Raw genomic sequence first — 19,218 nt, 5'->3', positions numbered from 1 at the left:
CTTATCCCTGCTGGCCAGTGCGAGTGATGGCGCGGGTCAACGTTCCGTTCACGAGGTCTTCCACCTGAACACGGGCATCGAGCGACTTCTTGAAATCAGCTGATGCAGCCTTGGCAGTATCTGGGACACCGTCCCATTCCAGTGACGCACCCTTGAGGTCACCGTTTCGCAGCTTGTCTTCCATCCGGGCAATCTTCGCCTCGGCACCTTCACCTTCTACGTTTCCGACAGGCCGGACTTTCACCAGCGACAGGGCGCTTTCGGTTAGCCGATCGATGACGCCCTGGTTGGGATCACTCTGGCGCAGCGAATCGAGCATGGCACTCGCTACATCGGGGAAATTGCGCGTAAGCTCGGCACGAGACGGCACGCCAGTCGCAGCGAATGGGCGAAGCGACTGAACGGCTGGGTCATCGGGTGTAACCTTTGAAAGCGTGTCCAGTTCAGTCAGGAACGGGCCGCCGCGGTCAATCGCAGCTTTAAGACCGGCTGAGGCGATGGCGCGGGCGACTTCAATATCGTCCCGAGGCTCATTGATCTTGGTTTCAGCATCGGTCAGACGTCGCGTCAGGTCGGCGTTGGCCGCATCCTGCGCTGTCTTCTCCGACTGTAGCGCAGCGACGGTGGATTCGAGTGCGGTGACTTTACCTGCGATATCACCGCTCGCGGTCGACGCGGAATTTTCCAGAGCGGCAAGGCGCGTTTCAAGTGCAGATGTATCGGCAGACGAGTTTGGGTTACTTGCAGCCTGCTCGCGAAGTGCTGTGACCTGAGACTTGAGCGTCGCGAGCTCGTCGGAAGAAGCATTGTTGCCAGAAAACGGTGGCAGATAACCAGCATATTGCATGCTTCCTGCTGCCAGAAGCGCAATCAGACCGCCAACGATGCCCGCAAGGAGAAGGCTTGAACTACCGGCTTCGTTTCCTGTCGTGGTTTTCGGGGTCGTCGCTGTCGTCGAAGAGTATTTGGTGTCCACGGCGGGTTTGCTCGTCTCCGCCTTGGGCTGTTCCTTCTTCGCCTCGTCAGGCTTGGGCGTATCTTTTTTTAAAGGCGGTACCGAGGTCGCCTTCGGCGATGCCTGCGCCGTGTCGGGCGCGGGTTTGGCATCATCGGCCTTGTGAATGTTCGGCTCAGGCTCGATAGGCTTTTTGACCTGCTGGTCCCAGATCGGTTTGGGGTTCTCATCAGGTGTCGTCGCAGGTGCGCTCTGAGCGGGGGTAGGTGTCTCTACCGTATCGGTTTTTGCAGCGGTTGAACCGACCGCAGTGTCCGCATCTTTGCCGATTTCTTTCACGTCTTTGGCGTCCAGATCAATCGTGACCGGCTCGGCGGTGGACTTGGAGTGGCGTGGCGGCTTTCCCGATACCATGACAACCTCATTCTGCCTGCATTTCCCTAAACCTAGTCAGTGATAACGGCAAAGGAAAGGGGCAAGAGGGAATTAGGTTCCCGTGATCCGATCAAGCAGATCAAACATTTCGGTCTCACGGGGTGTCCTGGCTGCAAATGCCTTGGCTTGCAGCGGTTCTGGAATGAGAGAGAGAACCTTATCACTGATGCAGATGAATTTGATGTGAGCGGAAACAATCTGAACGCCAGTGCGATGCATCAGATCGAAAAACCCTCGAACGGCCTCGCTGGAGTAAAAAAGAACGGCATCTATTGGTCGCGAGGACACGATGGCCTCCAAACCGGCACGGTCCCAGTTTACCGGCTCCATCCCGTATACTTCAACGGTTTCAAATGGAATGTGCAGCGCTGAGAGGCGCTCTTCGAAGCCGACCTCTCTTACAGAGCCCGCCAGATAAAGAACTGTGCCCGCCTGTCTCTCGATGCCGATGTCAAAGATGGTCTGGGCCAGTTCCTCGCCATCGCCCTTGCCCGCGACGACGTTTTCAAAACCTGCAGAACGCGCTGCATTGGCCGATGCTTGTCCAACCGCAAACAGCGTTGCGTGTCGGATCGTGTCCATATCCACGCCGCATGCCACTATGGCTCGGATGGCTTCGGCACTCGTTATCGCAAGTGTGTCAAAGCGTTTCGAAAATGCTGATGCAACAGCGTCAGAATCATGGATCGGTCTGGTCAGTGGCAGCATCACAGGGTCGTGCCCGCGTTCGCGCAGAAGCTCCGCCGTCTTCAGCCCTGATGCTTCCGGGCGGGTGACGACGACGCGCATGGTCAGGTCCAACCTTCAAAGAAACCAGTGCCAGCGGCAGCGCGAACCTGTTCGCCTGCCTGTCTGCCGAGTGCCAAGGCCTGCGTGCATTTGCCCGTTATTTCGACACTGTGTTCGGTGCGACCATCCGGTGTGAGGATAAGGCCGGAAAAGTGCATATCGTCCCCCTCGCAGGTCGCGTAGCCGGCGATGGGTGTACGGCAGGAGCCGTCGAGAACCGATAGAAACGCACGTTCGCAGGATACGGCATCGAAGGTGGGACAGTGGTTGATGGCAGCCAGCAGATCATCGATGCGCGTGTCACCGATGCGACTTTCGATGCCGATGGCGCCCTGCGCAGGCGCTGGCAGAAAGTCCGAGGTCTCAAGCACCTGCGTCGGAACGTCTGCCATATCAAGCCGCTTCAGCCCGGCAAAAGCGAGCAATGTCGCGTCTGCCAGGCCATCTTCCAGTTTGCGCAGACGCGTGGCCACTGCACCGCGAAACAGGATGACGTTGAGATCGGGCCTGACGCGGCGGATCAATGCCTGTCGGCGCAGCGATGCGGAGCCTACGGTCGCACCATGTGGCAATTCGGTCAGCCTCGGCGCGGCGCGGCCGATAAAGGCATCGCGGACATCCTCTCGTGGAAGAAATGCGGAAAGATGCAATCCATCAGGCAGCTTTGTCGCCACATCCTTGGAGGAATGAACGGCGAAATCCAGTTCGCCGGACAGAAGCTGTGTTTCCAGTTCTTCCGTGAACAGACCCTTGCCGCCAACTTCCGAAAGTGCGCGGTCAGCGATGCGGTCACCCTTTGTGGAGATCGGCACAATCTCGAACATCTCGGTCGCAAGACCGTGGGCCGCCACAAGGCGATCGCGCGTCTCGTGTGCCTGCGCCAGTGCCAACGGGCTGGCGCGTGTGCCGATTCGGAAAGGTTTTGTTTGCATCCGCTTCTATCCATTGTTACCGGAGGTGTTCGTACCCAAGTTTCCTGAGCACCGCAATCAACGAACCGGCTGATGACCCCCTTTCTTCGTATCCTCGGCATAGAGACAAGTTGTGACGAAACCGCTGCATCCGTGGTGGTTCGGCATGCTGACGGGCGTGGGGAAATCATCTCCGACGTCGTTTTGTCGCAGTTGGAAGAGCACAGTGCCTACGGTGGTGTGGTGCCCGAGATTGCAGCGCGCGCGCATGTCGAGGCGCTGGATACGTTGATAGAAGAAGCGTTGGCCAAGGCCGGTGTGACGCTGGCGGATATCGACGCCGTTGCCGCCACCTCCGGTCCGGGTTTGATCGGCGGTCTGATCGTCGGCCTGATGACAGGCAAGGCCATCGCCAAGGCGGCGGGTAAACCGCTCTATGCCGTCAACCATCTGGAAGGTCATGCGCTGACGGCGCGGCTGACGGATGGGCTGTCGTTTCCCTATCTCATGCTCCTGGTGTCCGGTGGGCATACGCAGCTGATTCTCGTGCGTGGCGTTGGACAGTACGAACGCTGGGGCACCACCATCGACGATGCGCTGGGCGAAGCGTTCGACAAGACGGCTAAGCTTTTGGGATTACCCTATCCCGGCGGGCCAGCGGTCGAAAAGGCGGCTGCCAATGGCGATGCCGATCGTTTCGCACTTCCGCGCCCCATGGTCGGCGAAGCTCGTCTGGACTTTTCCTTCTCAGGTCTCAAAACAGCCGTAAGGCAGGCCGCTACCGCCATTGCTCCGCTGTCTGAACAGGATATCTCTGATATTTGCGCGTCATTCCAGAAAGCAGTTTCGCGCACCTTGAAGGACCGTATCGGTCGCGGCTTGCAACGGTTTTCGAGTGAATTTCCCTCTGTCGAGGGCGGCCCGGCGCTGGTGGTTGCGGGTGGTGTCGCTGCCAACAAGGAGATTCGCAGCACGCTTCAGGCCCTGTGCGATACCAACGGCTTCCGCTTCGTCGCGCCACCCCTGGAACTGTGCACCGACAATGCTGCGATGATTGCCTGGGCAGGGCTGGAGCGTATGGCACAGGGCATGGAGCCTGACAGTCTTGATGTGCAGCCACGTTCTCGTTGGCCGTTGGACGCACAGGCGCAGACGTTGATCGGGTTTGGCAAGCGCGGAGCCAAGGCATGAGTGACAGGGAAAAGCTTGTCGTCATTGGTGCTGGCGCTTTCGGAACGGCCATCGCCGTCGTAGTCGCGCTGGAGAACCGTCACGACGTGACCCTTCTGGGCCGCGATGCCGCTTTGATGGCGGACTTGCGAAACCTCGGTGTTCACGAAGCGGCTTTGCCGGGGATATTCTTGCCGGATGCGCTTCACTATTCCGCAGAGCCCGATGTGCTTCATGCTGCCGATATCGTTCTGTTTGCCATGCCTTCGCAGGCCCAAGCGGATGCGGCTCGGTCCTACGGCCCCTATCTCTCTAAAGATGCTGTCGTCGTGACCTGCGCCAAGGGCATCGATCGCTCATCCGGGCAATTGTTGACCGACGTGCTGGAGCATGAATTGCCGAACCATCCGGTTGGCGTGCTCTCAGGCCCCGGCTTTGCTGCCGATATCGCGAGCGGCCTGCCCACAGCCATGGCCGTCGCTGCTGGTGACCGTGCCGTGGCCGAGCGATTGGCGCAGACGATTTCAGGCCAGACGTTCCGGCTTTATGCCTCTACGGACCGAACAGGCGTGCAGCTTGGCGGCGCGTTGAAGAATGTGCTGGCAATCGCCTGCGGTATCGTCGAAGGGGCGGGGCTTGGCGATTCCGCCAGGGCCGCGCTGATCTCGCGAGGACTGGCGGAAATGTCGCGTCTGGTTGCGGCCATGGGCGGCATTGCGGATACGGTGCGCGGTCTTTCCGGGCTGGGCGATCTTGTCCTGACGGCCACCAGCCATCAATCACGCAATTTGCGCTTCGGCATTCTGCTGGGGCAGGGCGGTGATCCCGCCTCTTTCCACGGTGGGCTTGTCGAAGGCGCCTATGCCGCCTCCATCGCGTCGCGGATCGCCGCAGACCTTGGTGTCGAGATGCCGGTGACGAGTGCGGTAGCAGCCATTATCGATGGGCGGCTGGATGTGAAAACCGCCATACAACAATTGATGACGCGCCCGATCACCACCGAATAGGGCGACAAGAGGAGACGAAAATGCTGTTTGCCTTCATCTGCAAAGACAAGCCCGACCATCTGCATGTGCGCATGGAAACCCGCCCCGTGCATCTGGAGCATCTCAACAAGCTCAATGCCGACGGCATCCTGAAAATGGCAGGTCCGTTTCTGGATGCCGATGGCAAGCCAAATGGCAGTCTGGTGATTGTCGAGGCAGCAGATATCGACGCTGCACGGGCACTGGCGGATGCTGACCCCTATGCAAAGGCCGCTCTGTTCGAGAGCGTCGATGTGAAGCCCTATAATTGGGTCTTCAACAATCCTGGAGCGTAAGACAGATGGCGAATTACTGGCTTTTCAAATCCGAGCCGGCGACATGGTCCTGGGAGCAGCAAAAGGCCAAGGGCGATGCGGGGGAAGAGTGGACCGGCGTTCGCAATTATCAGGCACGCAATAATATGCGCGCCATGAAAATTGGCGATAAGGGATTCTTCTACCATTCCAATGAAGGCTTGGAAGTCGTCGGCATTGTCGAGGTCTGCGAGTTGTCGCAGCCGGATTCGTCGGCTGAGGGTGATCATCGCTGGGATTGCGTCCACATCAAAGCAGTCTGCGACATGCCGCAGCCGGTGTCCTTGAAGGACGTGAAGGCCAGCCAGAAGCTTGCGGATATGTCTTTGGTCACATCCATGCGGCTTTCCGTGCAGCCGGTGACAGAAGACGAATATCTGGAAGTCTGCCGCATGGGTAAGCTCGACAAGCCGCCTCGCACGAAATGATGTCGATTGAAAACCGAGCCTGAAACCTTCATCCGCGACAATACGAGCATCATGGTGCCGCCGCATGTGCCGGAGGTCAGGCTTCATCTGGCGAGTGAGGCCCACGATCTGTGGCTGAAGACGGAAGAAGAGCTACAGGAAATCGGCCTGCCGCCGCCGTTCTGGGCTTTTGCCTGGGCAGGCGGGCAGGGACTTGCGCGTTACATCATCGATAATCCCGAGACGGTGCAAGGCAAGCGCGTGGTGGATTTCGCAAGCGGTTCCGGGCTGGTCGCTATCGCCGCGGCGAAGTCTGGTGCGATGCAGGTAACGGCTGTAGACATAGACCCATGGGCTGAGACAGCGATAAGGCTCAACGCTTGCGAAAACGACGTTGTTATCGGCTTCTCAGGTCGTGACGTCATTGGCTCCGATATGGACACCGAGGTGCTTCTGGCCGGAGATGTTTTTTACGATCGCGCTTTTGCCGAAGCTTTGACACCCTGGCTTTCCGCGCTCGCTGTAAAAGGTGTGAAAGTTCTGGTTGGGGACCCGGGTAGGGCCTATTTGCCCTTAGATCGCTTGAGGGCCTGTGCGACCTACGAGGTGCCGGTCACGCGGGCGCTGGAAGACAGCGACGTGAAGAAGACGACGGTCTGGGAGTTCGTCTGATCGATCATCAGGGCCTGATGACGCAGACGCCTGCTTCATACGAGCAATTTTCACCGCTTGCTCTACTATCGACATGGATAATCCTCGGTGAGGCTGTGTCGTTGCTATAGCGGACGCCTCTTCCTGAGCCTTCAACCGTGAAATAATTCCCGTTGCGTGGCGCGCGGCTTGCGTAAAACGCGCCTGAATAGGTCCCGACGCCTCTGAGATGCGATGGCAGGCCATCTCCACTATAGTACGATTTGCCTTGATGTCGGGTATGAGAATAACCAAAGTCGCGTGATGTCTCAGAGGATTGCGCACTCGCGACCGTTGAAAACGACGTTGCTATCAGAGCCGAAGCAAGCATGATTCGGATATAAAACATGACTGTATCGCTCCATTTTCTGGGGTCGTAAATCGGAATTAAATTTGACGTTTACGTAAGATATTTTGATCTGTGACACTTGGAAATGCTTGATATTTTATTTTCGATCCGTGAAACACGAAAGATTCTGCGATACCCAATCGATTAAATTCGTTTCGAAGGTCAATTGCGCTTGTGGTCATGGCTCCGTGCTATTAAAGGTCGCGGTTGGTGCAATGCACATTTTTCCTTTATGTGCGTTGTTTGGGGGCGCCCGCAATTCGGTGCGCAGGAACGCCGTGAGGTTTATATGGCGAATACGACAAGCAATCGGCCATTGTCGCCGCATCTTCAAGTCTACAAGCTTATTCCAACCATGCTTGCGTCGATCGTGCACCGCATTACCGGTGCCGCGCTCTATTTCGGCACGTTGCTGGTCGCCTGGTGGCTGATCGCGACGGCGTCGGGCGTTGATGCCTATAGCTGGGTTCAGTGGGCCATGAGCTCCATCATCGGAAAGCTCGTTTTGATCGGCTACACATGGGCGCTGGTTCATCACATGCTGGGTGGTTTTCGCCACTTCATGTGGGATCTGGGTCATGGCTTCGACAAGCATTTCACCACGAAGATCGCCAAGGCATCTTGGGTGGTTTCCATCTGTCTGACCGCGCTGATCTGGGTTGTCGCCCTGATCGTGCGCTGAGGAGATACTGTCATGGATATGCGTACACCTCTCAATAAGGTTCGCGGTCTGGGCTCTGCCAAAGAAGGCACCGAGCACTTCTGGCGCCAGCGAGTCACCGCGATTGCCAACGTGCCGCTGCTGATCTTCTTCGTCGTGTTTCTGGTGATGTATGGCGGTGCGCCGTACGACGTGGTTTCTTCGGCTCTTTCGAACCCGCTGGTTGCCGTAACGATGGTTCTTGTCGTCGTCTCCGGTATCATCCACATGAAGCTGGGCATGCAGGTCATCATCGAAGACTACGTGCATGCGGAAGTTCCGAAACTGGTTCTTCTGATGCTCAACACCTTCTTCTCGGTGATCATGGCTGGTCTCTGTCTCTTCGCCGTTCTGAAAATCGCATTCGCAGGATAATCCGTCATGGCATCGATCAGTTCACCTACTCAGAACGGCAAGGCCTATACTTACGTCGACCACTCCTATGATGTGATCGTCGTCGGTGCCGGTGGCGCGGGTCTTCGCGCGACGCTCGGCATGGCCGAACAGGGCTTCAAGACAGCCTGCATCACCAAGGTTTTCCCGACCCGTTCGCACACGGTTGCGGCACAGGGCGGTATTGCAGCCTCGCTCAACAACATGACGCCGGATAGCTGGCAGTGGCACCTTTATGACACCGTAAAGGGTTCCGACTGGCTGGGCGATGTGGACGCCATGCAGTATCTCGCCATGGAAGCGCCTAAGGCAGTCTATGAGCTGGAGCATTACGGCGTGCCGTTCTCGCGTAACGCCGAGGGCAAGATTTACCAGCGCCCGTTCGGCGGTCACATGCAGAATTACGGTGAAGGTCCTCCGGTGCAGCGTACCTGCGCTGCCGCCGACCGTACTGGCCATGCTATTCTGCACACGCTTTACGGCCAGTCGCTGCGCAACAACGCCGAATTCTTTATCGAATATTTCGCGCTCGACCTCATCATGTCTGATGATGGCAGCCGTTGCACGGGCGTCGTTGCCTGGAACCTCGATGACGGCACGATCCATCGCTTCACCGCCAAGATGGTCGTTCTGGCGACCGGTGGTTACGGTCGCGCCTACTTCTCGGCGACATCTGCGCACACTTGCACAGGCGACGGCGGCGGCATGGTTGCCCGCGCCGGTCTTCCACTTCAGGACATGGAATTCGTTCAGTTCCACCCAACCGGTATTTACGGCGCAGGCTGTCTGATTACCGAAGGTGCGCGCGGTGAAGGCGGCTATCTCGTCAACTCCGAAGGCGAGCGCTTCATGGAGCGCTATGCGCCATCCGCCAAGGATCTCGCCTCGCGTGACGTCGTCTCGCGCTGCATGACCATGGAAATCCGTGAAGGCCGTGGCGTTGGCAAGAACAAGGATCATATCTTCCTGCATCTGGATCACCTCGATCCCGCTATTCTGCACGAGCGCCTGCCGGGCATTTCCGAAAGCGCCAAGATTTTCGCAGGCGTGGACGTGACGCGCGAGCCGATCCCGGTTCTGCCGACGGTTCACTACAATATGGGCGGCATTCCCACCAACTATTGGGGTGAAGTGCTGAACGCTGATAGCGAAAACCCAGAGCGCATCCTTCCAGGCCTGATGGCCGTGGGTGAAGCCGGTTGCGCTTCGGTTCATGGTGCCAACCGTCTCGGCTCCAACTCGTTGATCGACCTTGTTGTCTTTGGTCGCGCTGCAGCCATTCGTGCAGCCGAAGTCATTGATCGTGCCAGCGCCGTTCCAGCGCTCAACGTCGCTGCCTGCGACAAGATCATGGATCGCTTCGACCGTCTGCGCAACGCCAATGGCGGCACACCGACTGCTGTTCTGCGCGACAAGATGCAGCGCGCCATGCAGGACGATGCAGCCGTGTTCCGCACACAGGAATCGCTGGAAAGCGGTTGCAAGCGCATTTCGGCGATCTGGAAAGAGCTACCCGACATCAAGGTCACAGACCGCTCGATGGTCTGGAACTCCGATCTGGTTGAGACGCTCGAACTGGAAAACCTCATGGCCAATGCCATCACGACCGTTTACGGCGCGGAAGCCCGTAAGGAAAGCCGTGGCAGCCATGCGCGTGAAGACTTCGTCGATGGTCCCTTCGGTGGTCGAGATGATGTCAACTGGCGCAAGCACACGCTGGCCTGGGTCAACGAGCAGGGCGATGTGAAGCTTGATTACCGTCCGGTTCACACCGATCTCATCGCCGAGGGCATCGATCTCCAGAAGATCGCGCCCAAAGCACGCGTCTATTGATTTGAGAGGAACTGGACATGGTTGAACTTGCTCTTCCCAAGAACTCTCAGATGACCGAAGGCAAGGTCTGGCCTAAGCCGGCGGGCGCGAAGAATGTTCGCGAATACCGGGTTTACCGCTGGAACCCTGATGACGGCCAGAACCCGCGCATCGATACCTATTACATCGATGTCGATGATTGCGGCCCGATGGTTCTCGATGCGCTTCTCTACATCAAGAACAATGTCGATCCGACGCTGACGTTGCGCCGTTCCTGTCGCGAGGGCATTTGCGGTTCCTGCGCCATGAACATCGATGGCACGAACACGCTGGCCTGCACCAAGGGCATGGAAGAAATCACCGGCACGGTGAAGGTCTATCCTTTGCCGCACATGCCGGTCGTGAAGGACCTCGTTCCTGACCTGTCGAACTTCTACGCCCAGCATCGCTCCATCGAACCTTGGCTGAAGACGGTGTCTCCGACGCCTGCCAAGGAATGGAAGCAGAGCCATGACGACCGCCAGAAGCTGGATGGTCTCTATGAGTGCATTCTGTGCGCCTGCTGCTCGGCTTCCTGTCCCAGCTACTGGTGGAACGGTGACCGTTATCTCGGCCCTGCCGTTCTGCTGCAAGCCTACCGCTGGCTGATCGACAGCCGCGATGAAGCGACCGGCGAGCGTCTCGATAACCTCGAAGACCCGTTCCGCCTCTATCGCTGCCACACCATTATGAACTGCGCGCAGGCATGCCCGAAGGGTCTGAACCCTGCCAAGGCGATCGCCGAAATCAAGAAGATGATGGTCGAGCGTCGCGTTTAAAGGTGGCTCATAATCGAAGATAGTGAACAGGCCGCGACTTCCCCGTCGTGGCCTGTTTGATAATAACGGGGCTGGAAATTTCTATAAAAATCGACTGAAATTGCAATTATCGCGGTAGCGGCTTGCGTTAGCTAATGCTTTGGTAATAATTCAGCCGTTTTGTGTAGACATGGTCCTGCCGAAGCAGAAAATCGGGAGCTTGAAATGCATTTGAAATATGTGGTGACGGGTCTAGCGGTCGTTATGAGCCTTGCCGGTTGCCAGCGTACCTCCTTCGATTACAACAACAATAGCGCTCCAAGCGGTAATCCCGGTTATACTCCGCCGCTTCAGGCGCAGCCGGTGCCCTCGGTTCAGTCCGGCGCCTTGCCACCTCCCGGTGGATCGACACAGTTCCCGAATGCGCCTGCCAATGCAGCACCCGGCGGTACGAATGTTGCTTCTGCTGCTCCGGCTGCAGCCATGGATGTTACCAAGGAAGCCATGGTCGGCAACTGGCGCGTGTCCAATGGTGGCGCAAGCTGCGATATGTTCCTGACATTGACGAACCTCGGCAGTGGCTCGCGTGGTGGTACGCGTGGTTGCGCGGGTGAACTGTCGTCCATGGGATCATGGGAAGTCTCCAACAAAATGGTTCAGTTCAAGAACCGCGCCGGCGATACGATCGGTCGTGTCTACAAGACCGGCGATACACGTTATGACGGCACGACCAACAGCGGTCAGCCCCTCAGCCTCAGCCGATAATTTTGTCACGCGGGCAGCGTTTCACGTTGCTCGCGTCTGAGGCCTGTTTATGAAGCCATTACCGGACTACAATCATAGCGTCGTTGAGCAACTCAACACATTGACCGCCTCTGGCGAGCTGAAGGCAGACGCCGCACAACTGGATGTGGCCGCCCATCTCGATCGTATTCTGACCGATCTCAAAATCCGCAAACCCGCCAAGAAGAAAAGCGCGCTGGGCTGGATGTTTGCCAAGAAAGCCGGACCTGCTTCGTCCGTCAAAGGTCTCTACGTCGAGGGTAGTGTTGGGCGCGGCAAGACCATGCTGATGGACATGTTTTTTCAGTTGGCGCCGATCGAGAAGAAACGCCGCTGCCATTTTCACGAATTCATGGCAGACGTCCATAATCGCGTTCATGCGCATCGTCAGAAATTGAAGAACGGCGAGACCAAGCAGGCAGATCCTATTCCGCCGGTCGCCGCACAGTTGCTGGCCGAGGCGGAACTGCTGTGTTTCGATGAGTTTTCGGTCACGGATATTGCCGATGCGATGATCCTCGCCCGCCTGTTTACCGAACTTTTCGCCAATGGCTGTGTGCTGGTGACGACGTCGAACGTCTTGCCGGACAATCTCTACAAGGATGGGCTCAATCGCAGCCTGTTTCTTCCCTTTGTCGATCTGCTCCAGCAGCATGTCGAGGTCGTCACGCTTAATAGCCCGACCGACTATCGGATGGAAAAGATCAAGAGCCTGCCGGTCTATGTTACGCCATTGGGCGAGGCCGCCGACAAGGCTATGGATGCGGCCTGGCGGCAATTGACAGAAGGTCACGTCAGCGCACCCACCGAGATTGCCAGGAAGGGGCGCTCGGTCCCTGTGCCGCAGGCTGCCGGTCGCGTAGCGCGTTTTTCATTTTCCGATCTCTGTGAAAAGCCTCTTGGTGCTTCGGACTTTCTGGCCATCGCTGACCGGTTCGATACCGTTTTCATCGACCATATTCCGCTGCTGGACGCCGACAAGCGCAATGAAACGAAGCGTTTCATTATCCTCATCGATGCCTTTTACGATCGTACTGTGAGAGTCTTTGCGTCGGCTGCGGCTATGCCGGAAGATTTGCTGGGTAAGCGCAAGGGTACGGAAGGTTTCGAGTTTGATCGCACCGCATCGCGGTTGTTCGAGATGCGAAGCGCCGACTATTTGGCGTTACACAATGAAAAACGCGCCGCTGCGTGACACTTTTATAACTTAATTTCTTACGTTTACGTAAGTATTTTATGATCTAAACGATTGAAAATACTGACATCAAAACTATCTGTTGCCATTTATCTGCAATAAAGCTAAGTCGAGTGCGACAATTTAAAGCCGCCATACATCAGCGGCGAAATTGAATTGAAGCTCGAGAGGAAGCATTCGATGTCTCGCAAAAAGATTGCACTTATTGGTTCTGGCATGATCGGCGGCACGCTGGCGCATTTGGCCAGCCTGAAAGAACTGGGCGATATCGTCCTCTTCGATATTGCTGACGGTATTCCGCAGGGCAAGGGTCTGGATATTGCCCAGTCCGGTCCGGTCGAAGGTTTCAATGCCAAGCTGACGGGTGCTTCCGACTACGCCGCCATCGAAGGCGCAGACGTTTGCATCGTAACTGCCGGTGTTGCCCGCAAGCCCGGCATGAGCCGCGACGATCTTCTCGGCATCAACCTCAAGGTCATGGAACAGGTCGGCGCTGGCATCAAGAAATATGCCCCGAACGCTTTCGTGATCTGCATCACCAACCCGCTCGACGCCATGGTCTGGGCTCTCCAGAAGTTCTCCGGCCTGCCGAAGAACAAGGTCGTCGGCATGGCTGGCGTTCTTGACAGCGCGCGCTTCCGTCTGTTCCTGTCTGAAGAATTCAACGTCTCCGTTCAGGACGTGACGGCATTCGTTCTCGGCGGCCACGGCGATACCATGGTGCCTTTGGCGCGCTACTCCACCGTTGGCGGCATTCCATTGACGGACCTCGTCAAGATGGGCTGGCTCACTGCCGAGCGTCTGGAAGAGATCGTTCAGCGCACGCGTGACGGCGGTGCGGAAATCGTCGGCCTGCTGAAGACCGGTTCGGCCTACTATGCGCCTGCTGCTTCGGCTATCGAAATGGCTGAGTCCTACCTCAAGGACAAGAAGCGCGTTCTGCCTGCTGCCGCCTATCTGTCCGGCCAGTACGGCGTCAACGACATGTATGTCGGTGTTCCCACGATCATCGGTGCAGGCGGTATCGAGCGCATCATCGAAATCGAACTCAACAAGGACGAGGAAGCTGCCTTCCAGAAGTCCGTCGGCGCGGTTGCAGGTCTTTGCGAAGCCTGCGTCAACATTGCTCCGTCGCTGAAGTAATTGCCTTTCGGCACAAACAGGGATTAATCCATGAATATTCATGAATATCAGGCCAAGGCTCTTCTGAAGGGCTATGGTGCGCCGGTGGCCGAAGGGGTTGCTATCCTCAAGGTCGAAGAAGCCGAAGCCGCTGCAAAGCAGCTTCCTGGCCCGCTTTACGTGGTCAAGAGCCAGATCCACGCTGGTGGTCGCGGCAAGGGCAAGTTCAAGGAACTCGGCCCCGATGCAAAGGGCGGTGTTCGCCTGGCCAAGTCCATTGAGGAAGTCGTTTCTCACGCCAAGGACATGCTCGGCAATACGCTGGTCACAGCGCAGACCGGCGATGCTGGCAAGCAGGTCAACCGCCTCTACATCGAAGACGGCGCAGACATCGACCGCGAACTCTATTGCTCGCTGCTCGTTGACCGTTCCGTTGGTCAGGTTGCTTTCGTGGTTTCCACGGAAGGCGGCATGGACATCGAAGCTGTCGCCCACGACACGCCTGAGAAAATCCACACGATCGCGATCGAGCCTGAAGCCGGTGTAACGGCTGAGAACATCGCAGCGATCTCCAAAGCATTGGAGCTTTCGAGCGCTGCTGCAGAAGACGCCAATGCGCTCTTCCCTGCGCTCTACAAGGCCTTCGTCGAAAAGGACATGGCTCTCCTCGAAGTCAACCCGCTGATCGTCATGACCGATGGTCACCTGCGCGTTCTCGACGCCAAGATGTCCTTCGACGGCAACGCAATTTTCCGTCACGACGACGTGAAGCTGCTGCGCGACGAAACCGAAGAAGACGCCAAGGAAATCGAAGCCTCCAAGTGGGACCTCGCTTATGTGGCGCTTGATGGCAACATCGGCTGCATGGTCAATGGTGCCGGTCTTGCCATGGCAACGATGGACATCATCAAGCTGTACGGCAAAGAACCTGCAAACTTCTGCGACGTCGGCGGTGGCGCTGGCAAGGAAAAGGTTGCGGCTGCGTTCAAGATCATCACGGCTGACCCGAAGGTCGAGGGCATCCTCGTCAACATCTTCGGCGGCATCATGAAGTGCGACGTTATCGCCGAGGGCGTGATCGCCGCGGTGAAGGAAGTTGGTCTCAAGGTTCCGCTCGTCGTGCGTCTCGAAGGCACCAATGTCGAATTGGGCAAGAAGCTTCTGAACGAATCGGGTCTTGCAATTACGGCTGCTGACGACCTTGACGATGCAGCCAAGAAGATCGTTGCGGCGATCAACGCCTAATTGAGGGACTGGAAATAATGTCTATTCTTGTAAATAAAGACACCAAGATCCTCGTTCAGGGTCTGACCGGCAAGACCGGCACGTTCCACACCGAACAGGCGCTTGCTTATTACGGCACGCAGATGGTCGGCGGTATTCACCCCAAAAAGGGTGGTGAGACCTGGACAGGTTCGAAGGGCGAAAGCCTGCCGATCTATGCGACCGTTGCGGAAGCCAAGGAAAAGACCGGCGCTGATGCATCCGTGATCTACGTTCCGCCAGCAGGCGCTGCCGATGCCATCATCGAAGCGATCGATGCGGAAATTCCGTTCATCACCTGCATCACCGAAGGCATTCCTGTCATGGACATGGTTCGCGTCAAGGCACGGCTGGACCGTTCCAACTCGCGTCTGCTTGGCCCGAACTGCCCAGGCATCATGACGCCTGAAGAGTGCAAGATCGGCATTATGCCGGGCTCGATCTTCCGCAAGGGTTCGGTCGGTATTGTGTCGCGCTCTGGCACACTTACATATGAAGCCGTGTTCCAGACATCCAACGAAGGCCTTGGTCAGACGACGGCTGTCGGCATCGGTGGCGACCCGGTCAAGGGTACCGAGTTTATCGACATCCTGGAAATGTTCCTGGCTGACGAAGCGACACAGTCGATCATCATGATCGGCGAAATCGGCGGTGCAGCGGAAGAAGAAGCAGCACAGTTCCTGATCGACGAAGCCAAGAAGGGCCGTAAGAAGCCAATGGCTGGCTTCATCGCCGGTCGTACGGCGCCTAAGGGCCGCACCATGGGTCACGCCGGTGCTGTCGTTTCCGGCGGTAAGGGCGATGCAGAATCCAAGATTTCGGCCATGGAAGCGGCTGGTATCAAGGTGTCGCCTTCGCCTGCACGCCTTGGCAAGACGCTGGTCGAAGTCCTCAAGGGCTGAGACAGACATATATCTGGCAGCGGGCAGGGGTCGGAAACGGCGGCCTGCCCGAAGCCGCAAGAGGAATAGTCGATGCTTTTGCATCGGAGACTAAAGCGGCAGACCGACAACGGTCATCAACGGGATTGAGGAGGCGGGCGAATACGTCCGCGAAAGCACCATGGCAAGGCAAGAAGCCAACGAGCAGTTTTCGATCACGTCGTTTCTGGACGGCGCGAATGCAGCCTATATCGAGCAGCTCTACGCCCGGTATGAGGAGGATCCATCCTCCGTATCGCCAGAATGGCAGAGCTTCTTCAAGGGGCTTTCCGATAATCCAGAAGATGTGAAGAAAGCCGCGCAGGGTGCTTCCTGGAAGCGCTCCAACTGGCCGATTGCGGCCAATGGCGATCTGATTTCGGCACTGGATGGTAACTGGGCCACCGTCGAAAAGGCCATCGAAAAGAAGGTTCAGGCCAAGGCTGAAGCCAAGGGCGCTGAAACCGGCAAGACCGTCAGCGAAGCAGAGGTTCTTCAGGCGACACGCGACAGCGTGCGCGCCATTATGATGATCCGAGCCTACCGCATGCGCGGCCACCTGCATGCAAAGCTCGATCCGCTCGGCATCGCCAGCGCGGTTGAGGACTACAACGAGCTGTCGCCGAAGTCCTATGGCTTCGAGGAAAGCGATTACGACCGCAAGATTTTCATCGATAACGTCCTTGGCCTCGAATATGCCAGCGTTCGTGAGATGATCGAAATTCTCGAACGGACCTACTGCACGACACTCGGTGTCGAGTTCATGCACATGTCCAGCCCGGACGAAAAAGGCTGGATTCAGGAACGTATCGAAGGCCCGGACAAGGGCGTTGCCTTCACCGCTGAGGGCAAGAAGGCTATCCTCTCGAAGCTCGTCGAAGCCGAAGGCTACGAGCAGTTCCTCGACGTTCGCTTCAAGGGCACCAAGCGCTTCGGCCTCGATGGCAGTGAATCGCTGATCCCGGCGCTCGAACAGATCATCAAGCGTGGTGGTCAGGACGGCCTTGAAGAGGTCGTGCTGGGCATGGCTCACCGTGGTCGTCTCAACGTTTTGACCAACGTCATGGGCAAGCCGCACCGCGCCGTTTTCCACGAGTTCAAGGGCGGTTCGTTCAAGCCTGACGATGTCGAAGGTTCCGGCGACGTGAAGTACCATCTGGGTGCCTCTTCCGACCGCGAATTCGATGGTAACAAGGTTCACCTGTCGCTGACGGCCAACCCGTCTCACCTTGAGATCGTCAACCCTGTGGTCATGGGCAAGGCCCGCGCTAAGCAGGATCAGCTGGCCAAGGCATGGGATGGTGACACCATTCCGCTGTCCGAGCGCGCAAAGGTTCTGCCGTTGCTGCTGCATGGCGATGCTGCTTTTGCAGGTCAGGGCGTGGTTGCGGAAATTCTCGGACTGTCTGGTCTTCGCGGTCACCGTGTTGCTGGCACCATGCATTTCATCATCAACAACCAGATCGGCTTCACGACGAACCCGGGTTTCTCCCGCTCGTCGCCTTATCCATCTGACGTTGCCAAGATGATCGAAGCACCGATCTTCCACGTCAATGGTGATGACCCTGAAGCTGTTGTTTATGCAGCGAAGGTCGCGACCGAATACCGCATGAAATTCCACAAGCCTGTTGTGGTCGACATGTTCTGCTACCGTCGCTTTGGCCATAACGAAGGTGATGAGCCATCCTTCACACAGCCGAAGATGTACAAGGTCATTCGTGCGCACAAGACGGTTGCCAATATCTATGCCGAGCGTCTGATTGCCGAAGGTCTGATCACCGAAGGCGAATTCGAAAAGATGAAGGCCGACTGGCGCGCGCATCTGGAGCAGGAATTCGAAGCCGGCCAGAGCTACAAGCCCAACAAGGCCGACTGGCTGGACGGTCAGTGGTCCGGTCTTCGTGCCGCCGACAATGCCGATGAGCAGCGTCGTGGCAAGACCGGCGCGCCGATGAAGCAGCTGAAGGAAATCGGCCGCAAGCTGTCGACCATCCCGGAAGGCTTCAAGGCACACAAGACGATCCAGCGTTTCATGGAGAACCGTGCGCAGATGATCGAGACTGGCGAAGGTCTGGATTGGGCGATGGCGGAAGCCATGGCGTTCGGCTCGCTGGTTGTCGACGGTCACAAAATCCGTCTCTCCGGTCAGGATTGCGAGCGCGGAACGTTCTCGCAGCGCCACTCGGTTCTTTATGATCAAGAGACGGAAGAGCGTTACATTCCGCTTGCAAACCTTGCACCAACGCAGGCGCGCTACGAAGTCATCAATTCGATGCTGTCGGAAGAAGCTGTTCTCGGCTTCGAATATGGCTATTCGCTGGCTCGCCCGAATGCGTTGACGCTTTGGGAAGCCCAGTTCGGTGACTTCGCCAACGGTGCGCAGGTCGTGTTCGACCAGTTCATCTCGTCTGGTGAGCGCAAGTGGCTTCGCATGTCCGGTCTCGTCTGCCTTCTGCCGCATGGTTATGAAGGCCAGGGTCCCGAGCACTCGTCCGCTCGTCTGGAACGCTGGTTGCAGATGTGCGCCGAAGACAACATGCAGGTTGCAAACGTTACGACGCCGGCTAACTACTTCCACATCCTGCGCCGTCAGGTGAAGCGCGACTTCCGCAAGCCGCTGATCCTGATGACGCCGAAGTCCCTGCTGCGCCACAAGCGTGCGACCTCTTCGCTGACGGAACTGGGTGGCGAGTCCTCCTTCCACCGTCTGCTGTGGGACGATGCGGAGGTCATCAAGGACGGTCCGATCAAGCTGCAGAAGGATTCGAAAATCCGTCGCGTCGTGCTTTGCACGGGTAAGGTCTACTACGATCTGCTCGAAGAGCGTGAAAAGCGTGGCATTGACGACGTCTATCTGCTGCGCATCGAACAGCTCTATCCGTTCCCGGCCAAGGCGCTCATCAACGAGCTGTCCCGCTTCCGCAACGCCGAGATGGTCTGGTGCCAGGAAGAGCCGAAGAACATGGGTGCGTGGTCGTTCATCGACCCTTATCTGGAATGGGTTCTGGCCCACATCGATGCCAAGTACCAGAAGGTCCGTTACACGGGTCGCCCGGCAGCTGCATCGCCAGCGACGGGCCTGATGTCCAAGCACCTCGCGCAGCTCGCGGCATTCCTGGAAGACGCGTTGGGAGAGTGAAAACTCTTCCCACCGCACCCTCTCAAAACAGCTATTTGATGAAACGGAA

Annotated in this window: 18 protein-coding genes; 15 read left to right on the top strand and 3 right to left on the bottom strand. The window is 57.4% G+C overall.

Annotation, left to right across the window (positions count from 1 at the left end):
• Window position 1 precedes the first annotated feature (1 nt).
• The 3 genes from HRR99_RS13650 to hemC form a co-directional block, all read right to left on the bottom strand.
• Entirely contained in the window at window positions 2-1,369 is a 1,368-nt protein-coding gene (locus HRR99_RS13650) for a COG4223 family protein (protein ID WP_233122111.1), read from the bottom strand.
• Window positions 1,370-1,441: 72 nt separating this feature from the next.
• A complete protein-coding gene (locus HRR99_RS13645; protein ID WP_233122110.1) occupies window positions 1,442-2,179 on the bottom strand; it encodes a uroporphyrinogen-III synthase in 738 nt (245 codons plus the stop codon).
• 2 nt (window positions 2,180-2,181) lie between these two features.
• Window positions 2,182-3,111: a hydroxymethylbilane synthase gene (hemC, locus tag HRR99_RS13640; protein WP_233122109.1), complete on the bottom strand. Its 930-nt coding sequence runs from the start codon at window positions 3,109-3,111 to the stop codon at window positions 2,182-2,184.
• Between the two features lie 72 nt (window positions 3,112-3,183).
• Here hemC and tsaD point away from each other — a divergent pair, with 72 nt between their 5' ends.
• From tsaD to HRR99_RS13565, 15 genes are all read left to right on the top strand, one after another.
• Window positions 3,184-4,281 carry a tRNA (adenosine(37)-N6)-threonylcarbamoyltransferase complex transferase subunit TsaD gene (gene tsaD / locus HRR99_RS13635; RefSeq protein ID WP_233122108.1) on the top strand — a complete coding sequence of 366 codons (1,098 nt, stop codon included), beginning with the start codon at window positions 3,184-3,186 and terminating at the stop codon, window positions 4,279-4,281.
• Window positions 4,278-5,267: an NAD(P)H-dependent glycerol-3-phosphate dehydrogenase gene (locus HRR99_RS13630; RefSeq protein WP_233122107.1), complete on the top strand. Its 990-nt coding sequence runs from the start codon at window positions 4,278-4,280 to the stop codon at window positions 5,265-5,267. The genes tsaD and HRR99_RS13630 overlap by 4 nt, the downstream gene beginning before the upstream one ends.
• A 20-nt stretch (window positions 5,268-5,287) precedes the next feature.
• Window positions 5,288-5,581 carry a YciI-like protein gene (locus HRR99_RS13625; RefSeq protein ID WP_233122106.1) on the top strand — a complete coding sequence of 98 codons (294 nt, stop codon included), beginning with the start codon at window positions 5,288-5,290 and terminating at the stop codon, window positions 5,579-5,581.
• A 5-nt stretch (window positions 5,582-5,586) separates the two neighbouring features.
• Complete coding sequence (locus HRR99_RS13620) at window positions 5,587-6,027, top strand: EVE domain-containing protein (protein ID WP_233122105.1); 441 nt, start codon at window positions 5,587-5,589, stop codon at window positions 6,025-6,027.
• 6 nt (window positions 6,028-6,033) lie between these two features.
• Window positions 6,034-6,678 (top strand): class I SAM-dependent methyltransferase, encoded by a 645-nt coding sequence (locus HRR99_RS13615; RefSeq protein WP_233122104.1) that lies wholly within the window; start codon window positions 6,034-6,036, stop codon window positions 6,676-6,678.
• Between the two features lie 656 nt (window positions 6,679-7,334).
• A complete protein-coding gene (gene sdhC / locus HRR99_RS13610) occupies window positions 7,335-7,727 on the top strand; it encodes a succinate dehydrogenase, cytochrome b556 subunit (protein WP_045230942.1) in 393 nt (130 codons plus the stop codon).
• Window positions 7,728-7,739: 12 nt separating this feature from the next.
• Entirely contained in the window at window positions 7,740-8,120 is a 381-nt protein-coding gene (gene sdhD / locus HRR99_RS13605; protein ID WP_233122103.1) for a succinate dehydrogenase, hydrophobic membrane anchor protein, read from the top strand.
• A 6-nt stretch (window positions 8,121-8,126) separates the two neighbouring features.
• Window positions 8,127-9,971 carry a succinate dehydrogenase flavoprotein subunit gene (gene sdhA, locus HRR99_RS13600; RefSeq protein WP_233122102.1) on the top strand — a complete coding sequence of 615 codons (1,845 nt, stop codon included), beginning with the start codon at window positions 8,127-8,129 and terminating at the stop codon, window positions 9,969-9,971.
• 17 nt (window positions 9,972-9,988) lie between these two features.
• Complete coding sequence (locus tag HRR99_RS13595; protein ID WP_111840426.1) at window positions 9,989-10,768, top strand: succinate dehydrogenase iron-sulfur subunit; 780 nt, start codon at window positions 9,989-9,991, stop codon at window positions 10,766-10,768.
• 204 nt (window positions 10,769-10,972) lie between these two features.
• Window positions 10,973-11,512, top strand: coding sequence for a protease inhibitor Inh/omp19 family protein (locus HRR99_RS13590; protein WP_233122101.1), 540 nt, complete (start codon window positions 10,973-10,975; stop codon window positions 11,510-11,512).
• Between the two features lie 49 nt (window positions 11,513-11,561).
• Window positions 11,562-12,725, top strand: coding sequence for a cell division protein ZapE (gene zapE, locus HRR99_RS13585; protein ID WP_233122100.1), 1,164 nt, complete (start codon window positions 11,562-11,564; stop codon window positions 12,723-12,725).
• 180 nt (window positions 12,726-12,905) lie between these two features.
• Window positions 12,906-13,868, top strand: coding sequence for a malate dehydrogenase (gene mdh / locus HRR99_RS13580; RefSeq protein ID WP_045230854.1), 963 nt, complete (start codon window positions 12,906-12,908; stop codon window positions 13,866-13,868).
• Between the two features lie 30 nt (window positions 13,869-13,898).
• Complete coding sequence (gene sucC, locus HRR99_RS13575; protein WP_233122099.1) at window positions 13,899-15,092, top strand: ADP-forming succinate--CoA ligase subunit beta; 1,194 nt, start codon at window positions 13,899-13,901, stop codon at window positions 15,090-15,092.
• Window positions 15,093-15,109: 17 nt separating this feature from the next.
• Window positions 15,110-16,012 carry a succinate--CoA ligase subunit alpha gene (gene sucD, locus HRR99_RS13570; RefSeq protein WP_045230852.1) on the top strand — a complete coding sequence of 301 codons (903 nt, stop codon included), beginning with the start codon at window positions 15,110-15,112 and terminating at the stop codon, window positions 16,010-16,012.
• Window positions 16,013-16,172: 160 nt separating this feature from the next.
• Entirely contained in the window at window positions 16,173-19,169 is a 2,997-nt protein-coding gene (locus HRR99_RS13565) for a 2-oxoglutarate dehydrogenase E1 component (RefSeq protein ID WP_111840422.1), read from the top strand.
• The last annotated feature ends 49 nt before the right edge of the window (window positions 19,170-19,218 follow it).

This window comes from Agrobacterium vaccinii (assembly GCF_021310995.1).
GTDB lineage: Bacteria > Pseudomonadota > Alphaproteobacteria > Rhizobiales > Rhizobiaceae > Agrobacterium > Agrobacterium vaccinii.
Note: the sequence above shows the minus strand (reverse complement) of the source record. Positions and strands in the feature narration are given on the sequence as shown.

What these genes read in the sequence shown, in the direction of transcription:
- HRR99_RS13650 (WP_233122111.1), bottom strand. Translation starts at nt 1,369, where the DNA reads ATGGTATCGGGAAAGCCGCCACGCCACTCCAAGTCCACCGCCGAGCCG.
- HRR99_RS13645 (WP_233122110.1), bottom strand. Translation starts at nt 2,179, where the DNA reads ATGCGCGTCGTCGTCACCCGCCCGGAAGCATCAGGGCTGAAGACGGCG.
- hemC (WP_233122109.1), bottom strand. Translation starts at nt 3,111, where the DNA reads ATGCAAACAAAACCTTTCCGAATCGGCACACGCGCCAGCCCGTTGGCA.
- tsaD (WP_233122108.1), top strand. Translation starts at nt 3,184, where the DNA reads ATGACCCCCTTTCTTCGTATCCTCGGCATAGAGACAAGTTGTGACGAA.
- HRR99_RS13630 (WP_233122107.1), top strand. Translation starts at nt 4,278, where the DNA reads ATGAGTGACAGGGAAAAGCTTGTCGTCATTGGTGCTGGCGCTTTCGGA.
- HRR99_RS13625 (WP_233122106.1), top strand. Translation starts at nt 5,288, where the DNA reads ATGCTGTTTGCCTTCATCTGCAAAGACAAGCCCGACCATCTGCATGTG.
- HRR99_RS13620 (WP_233122105.1), top strand. Translation starts at nt 5,587, where the DNA reads ATGGCGAATTACTGGCTTTTCAAATCCGAGCCGGCGACATGGTCCTGG.
- sdhC (WP_045230942.1), top strand. Translation starts at nt 7,335, where the DNA reads ATGGCGAATACGACAAGCAATCGGCCATTGTCGCCGCATCTTCAAGTC.
- sdhD (WP_233122103.1), top strand. Translation starts at nt 7,740, where the DNA reads ATGGATATGCGTACACCTCTCAATAAGGTTCGCGGTCTGGGCTCTGCC.
- sdhA (WP_233122102.1), top strand. Translation starts at nt 8,127, where the DNA reads ATGGCATCGATCAGTTCACCTACTCAGAACGGCAAGGCCTATACTTAC.
- HRR99_RS13595 (WP_111840426.1), top strand. Translation starts at nt 9,989, where the DNA reads ATGGTTGAACTTGCTCTTCCCAAGAACTCTCAGATGACCGAAGGCAAG.
- HRR99_RS13590 (WP_233122101.1), top strand. Translation starts at nt 10,973, where the DNA reads ATGCATTTGAAATATGTGGTGACGGGTCTAGCGGTCGTTATGAGCCTT.
- zapE (WP_233122100.1), top strand. Translation starts at nt 11,562, where the DNA reads ATGAAGCCATTACCGGACTACAATCATAGCGTCGTTGAGCAACTCAAC.
- mdh (WP_045230854.1), top strand. Translation starts at nt 12,906, where the DNA reads ATGTCTCGCAAAAAGATTGCACTTATTGGTTCTGGCATGATCGGCGGC.
- sucC (WP_233122099.1), top strand. Translation starts at nt 13,899, where the DNA reads ATGAATATTCATGAATATCAGGCCAAGGCTCTTCTGAAGGGCTATGGT.
- sucD (WP_045230852.1), top strand. Translation starts at nt 15,110, where the DNA reads ATGTCTATTCTTGTAAATAAAGACACCAAGATCCTCGTTCAGGGTCTG.
- HRR99_RS13565 (WP_111840422.1), top strand. Translation starts at nt 16,173, where the DNA reads ATGGCAAGGCAAGAAGCCAACGAGCAGTTTTCGATCACGTCGTTTCTG.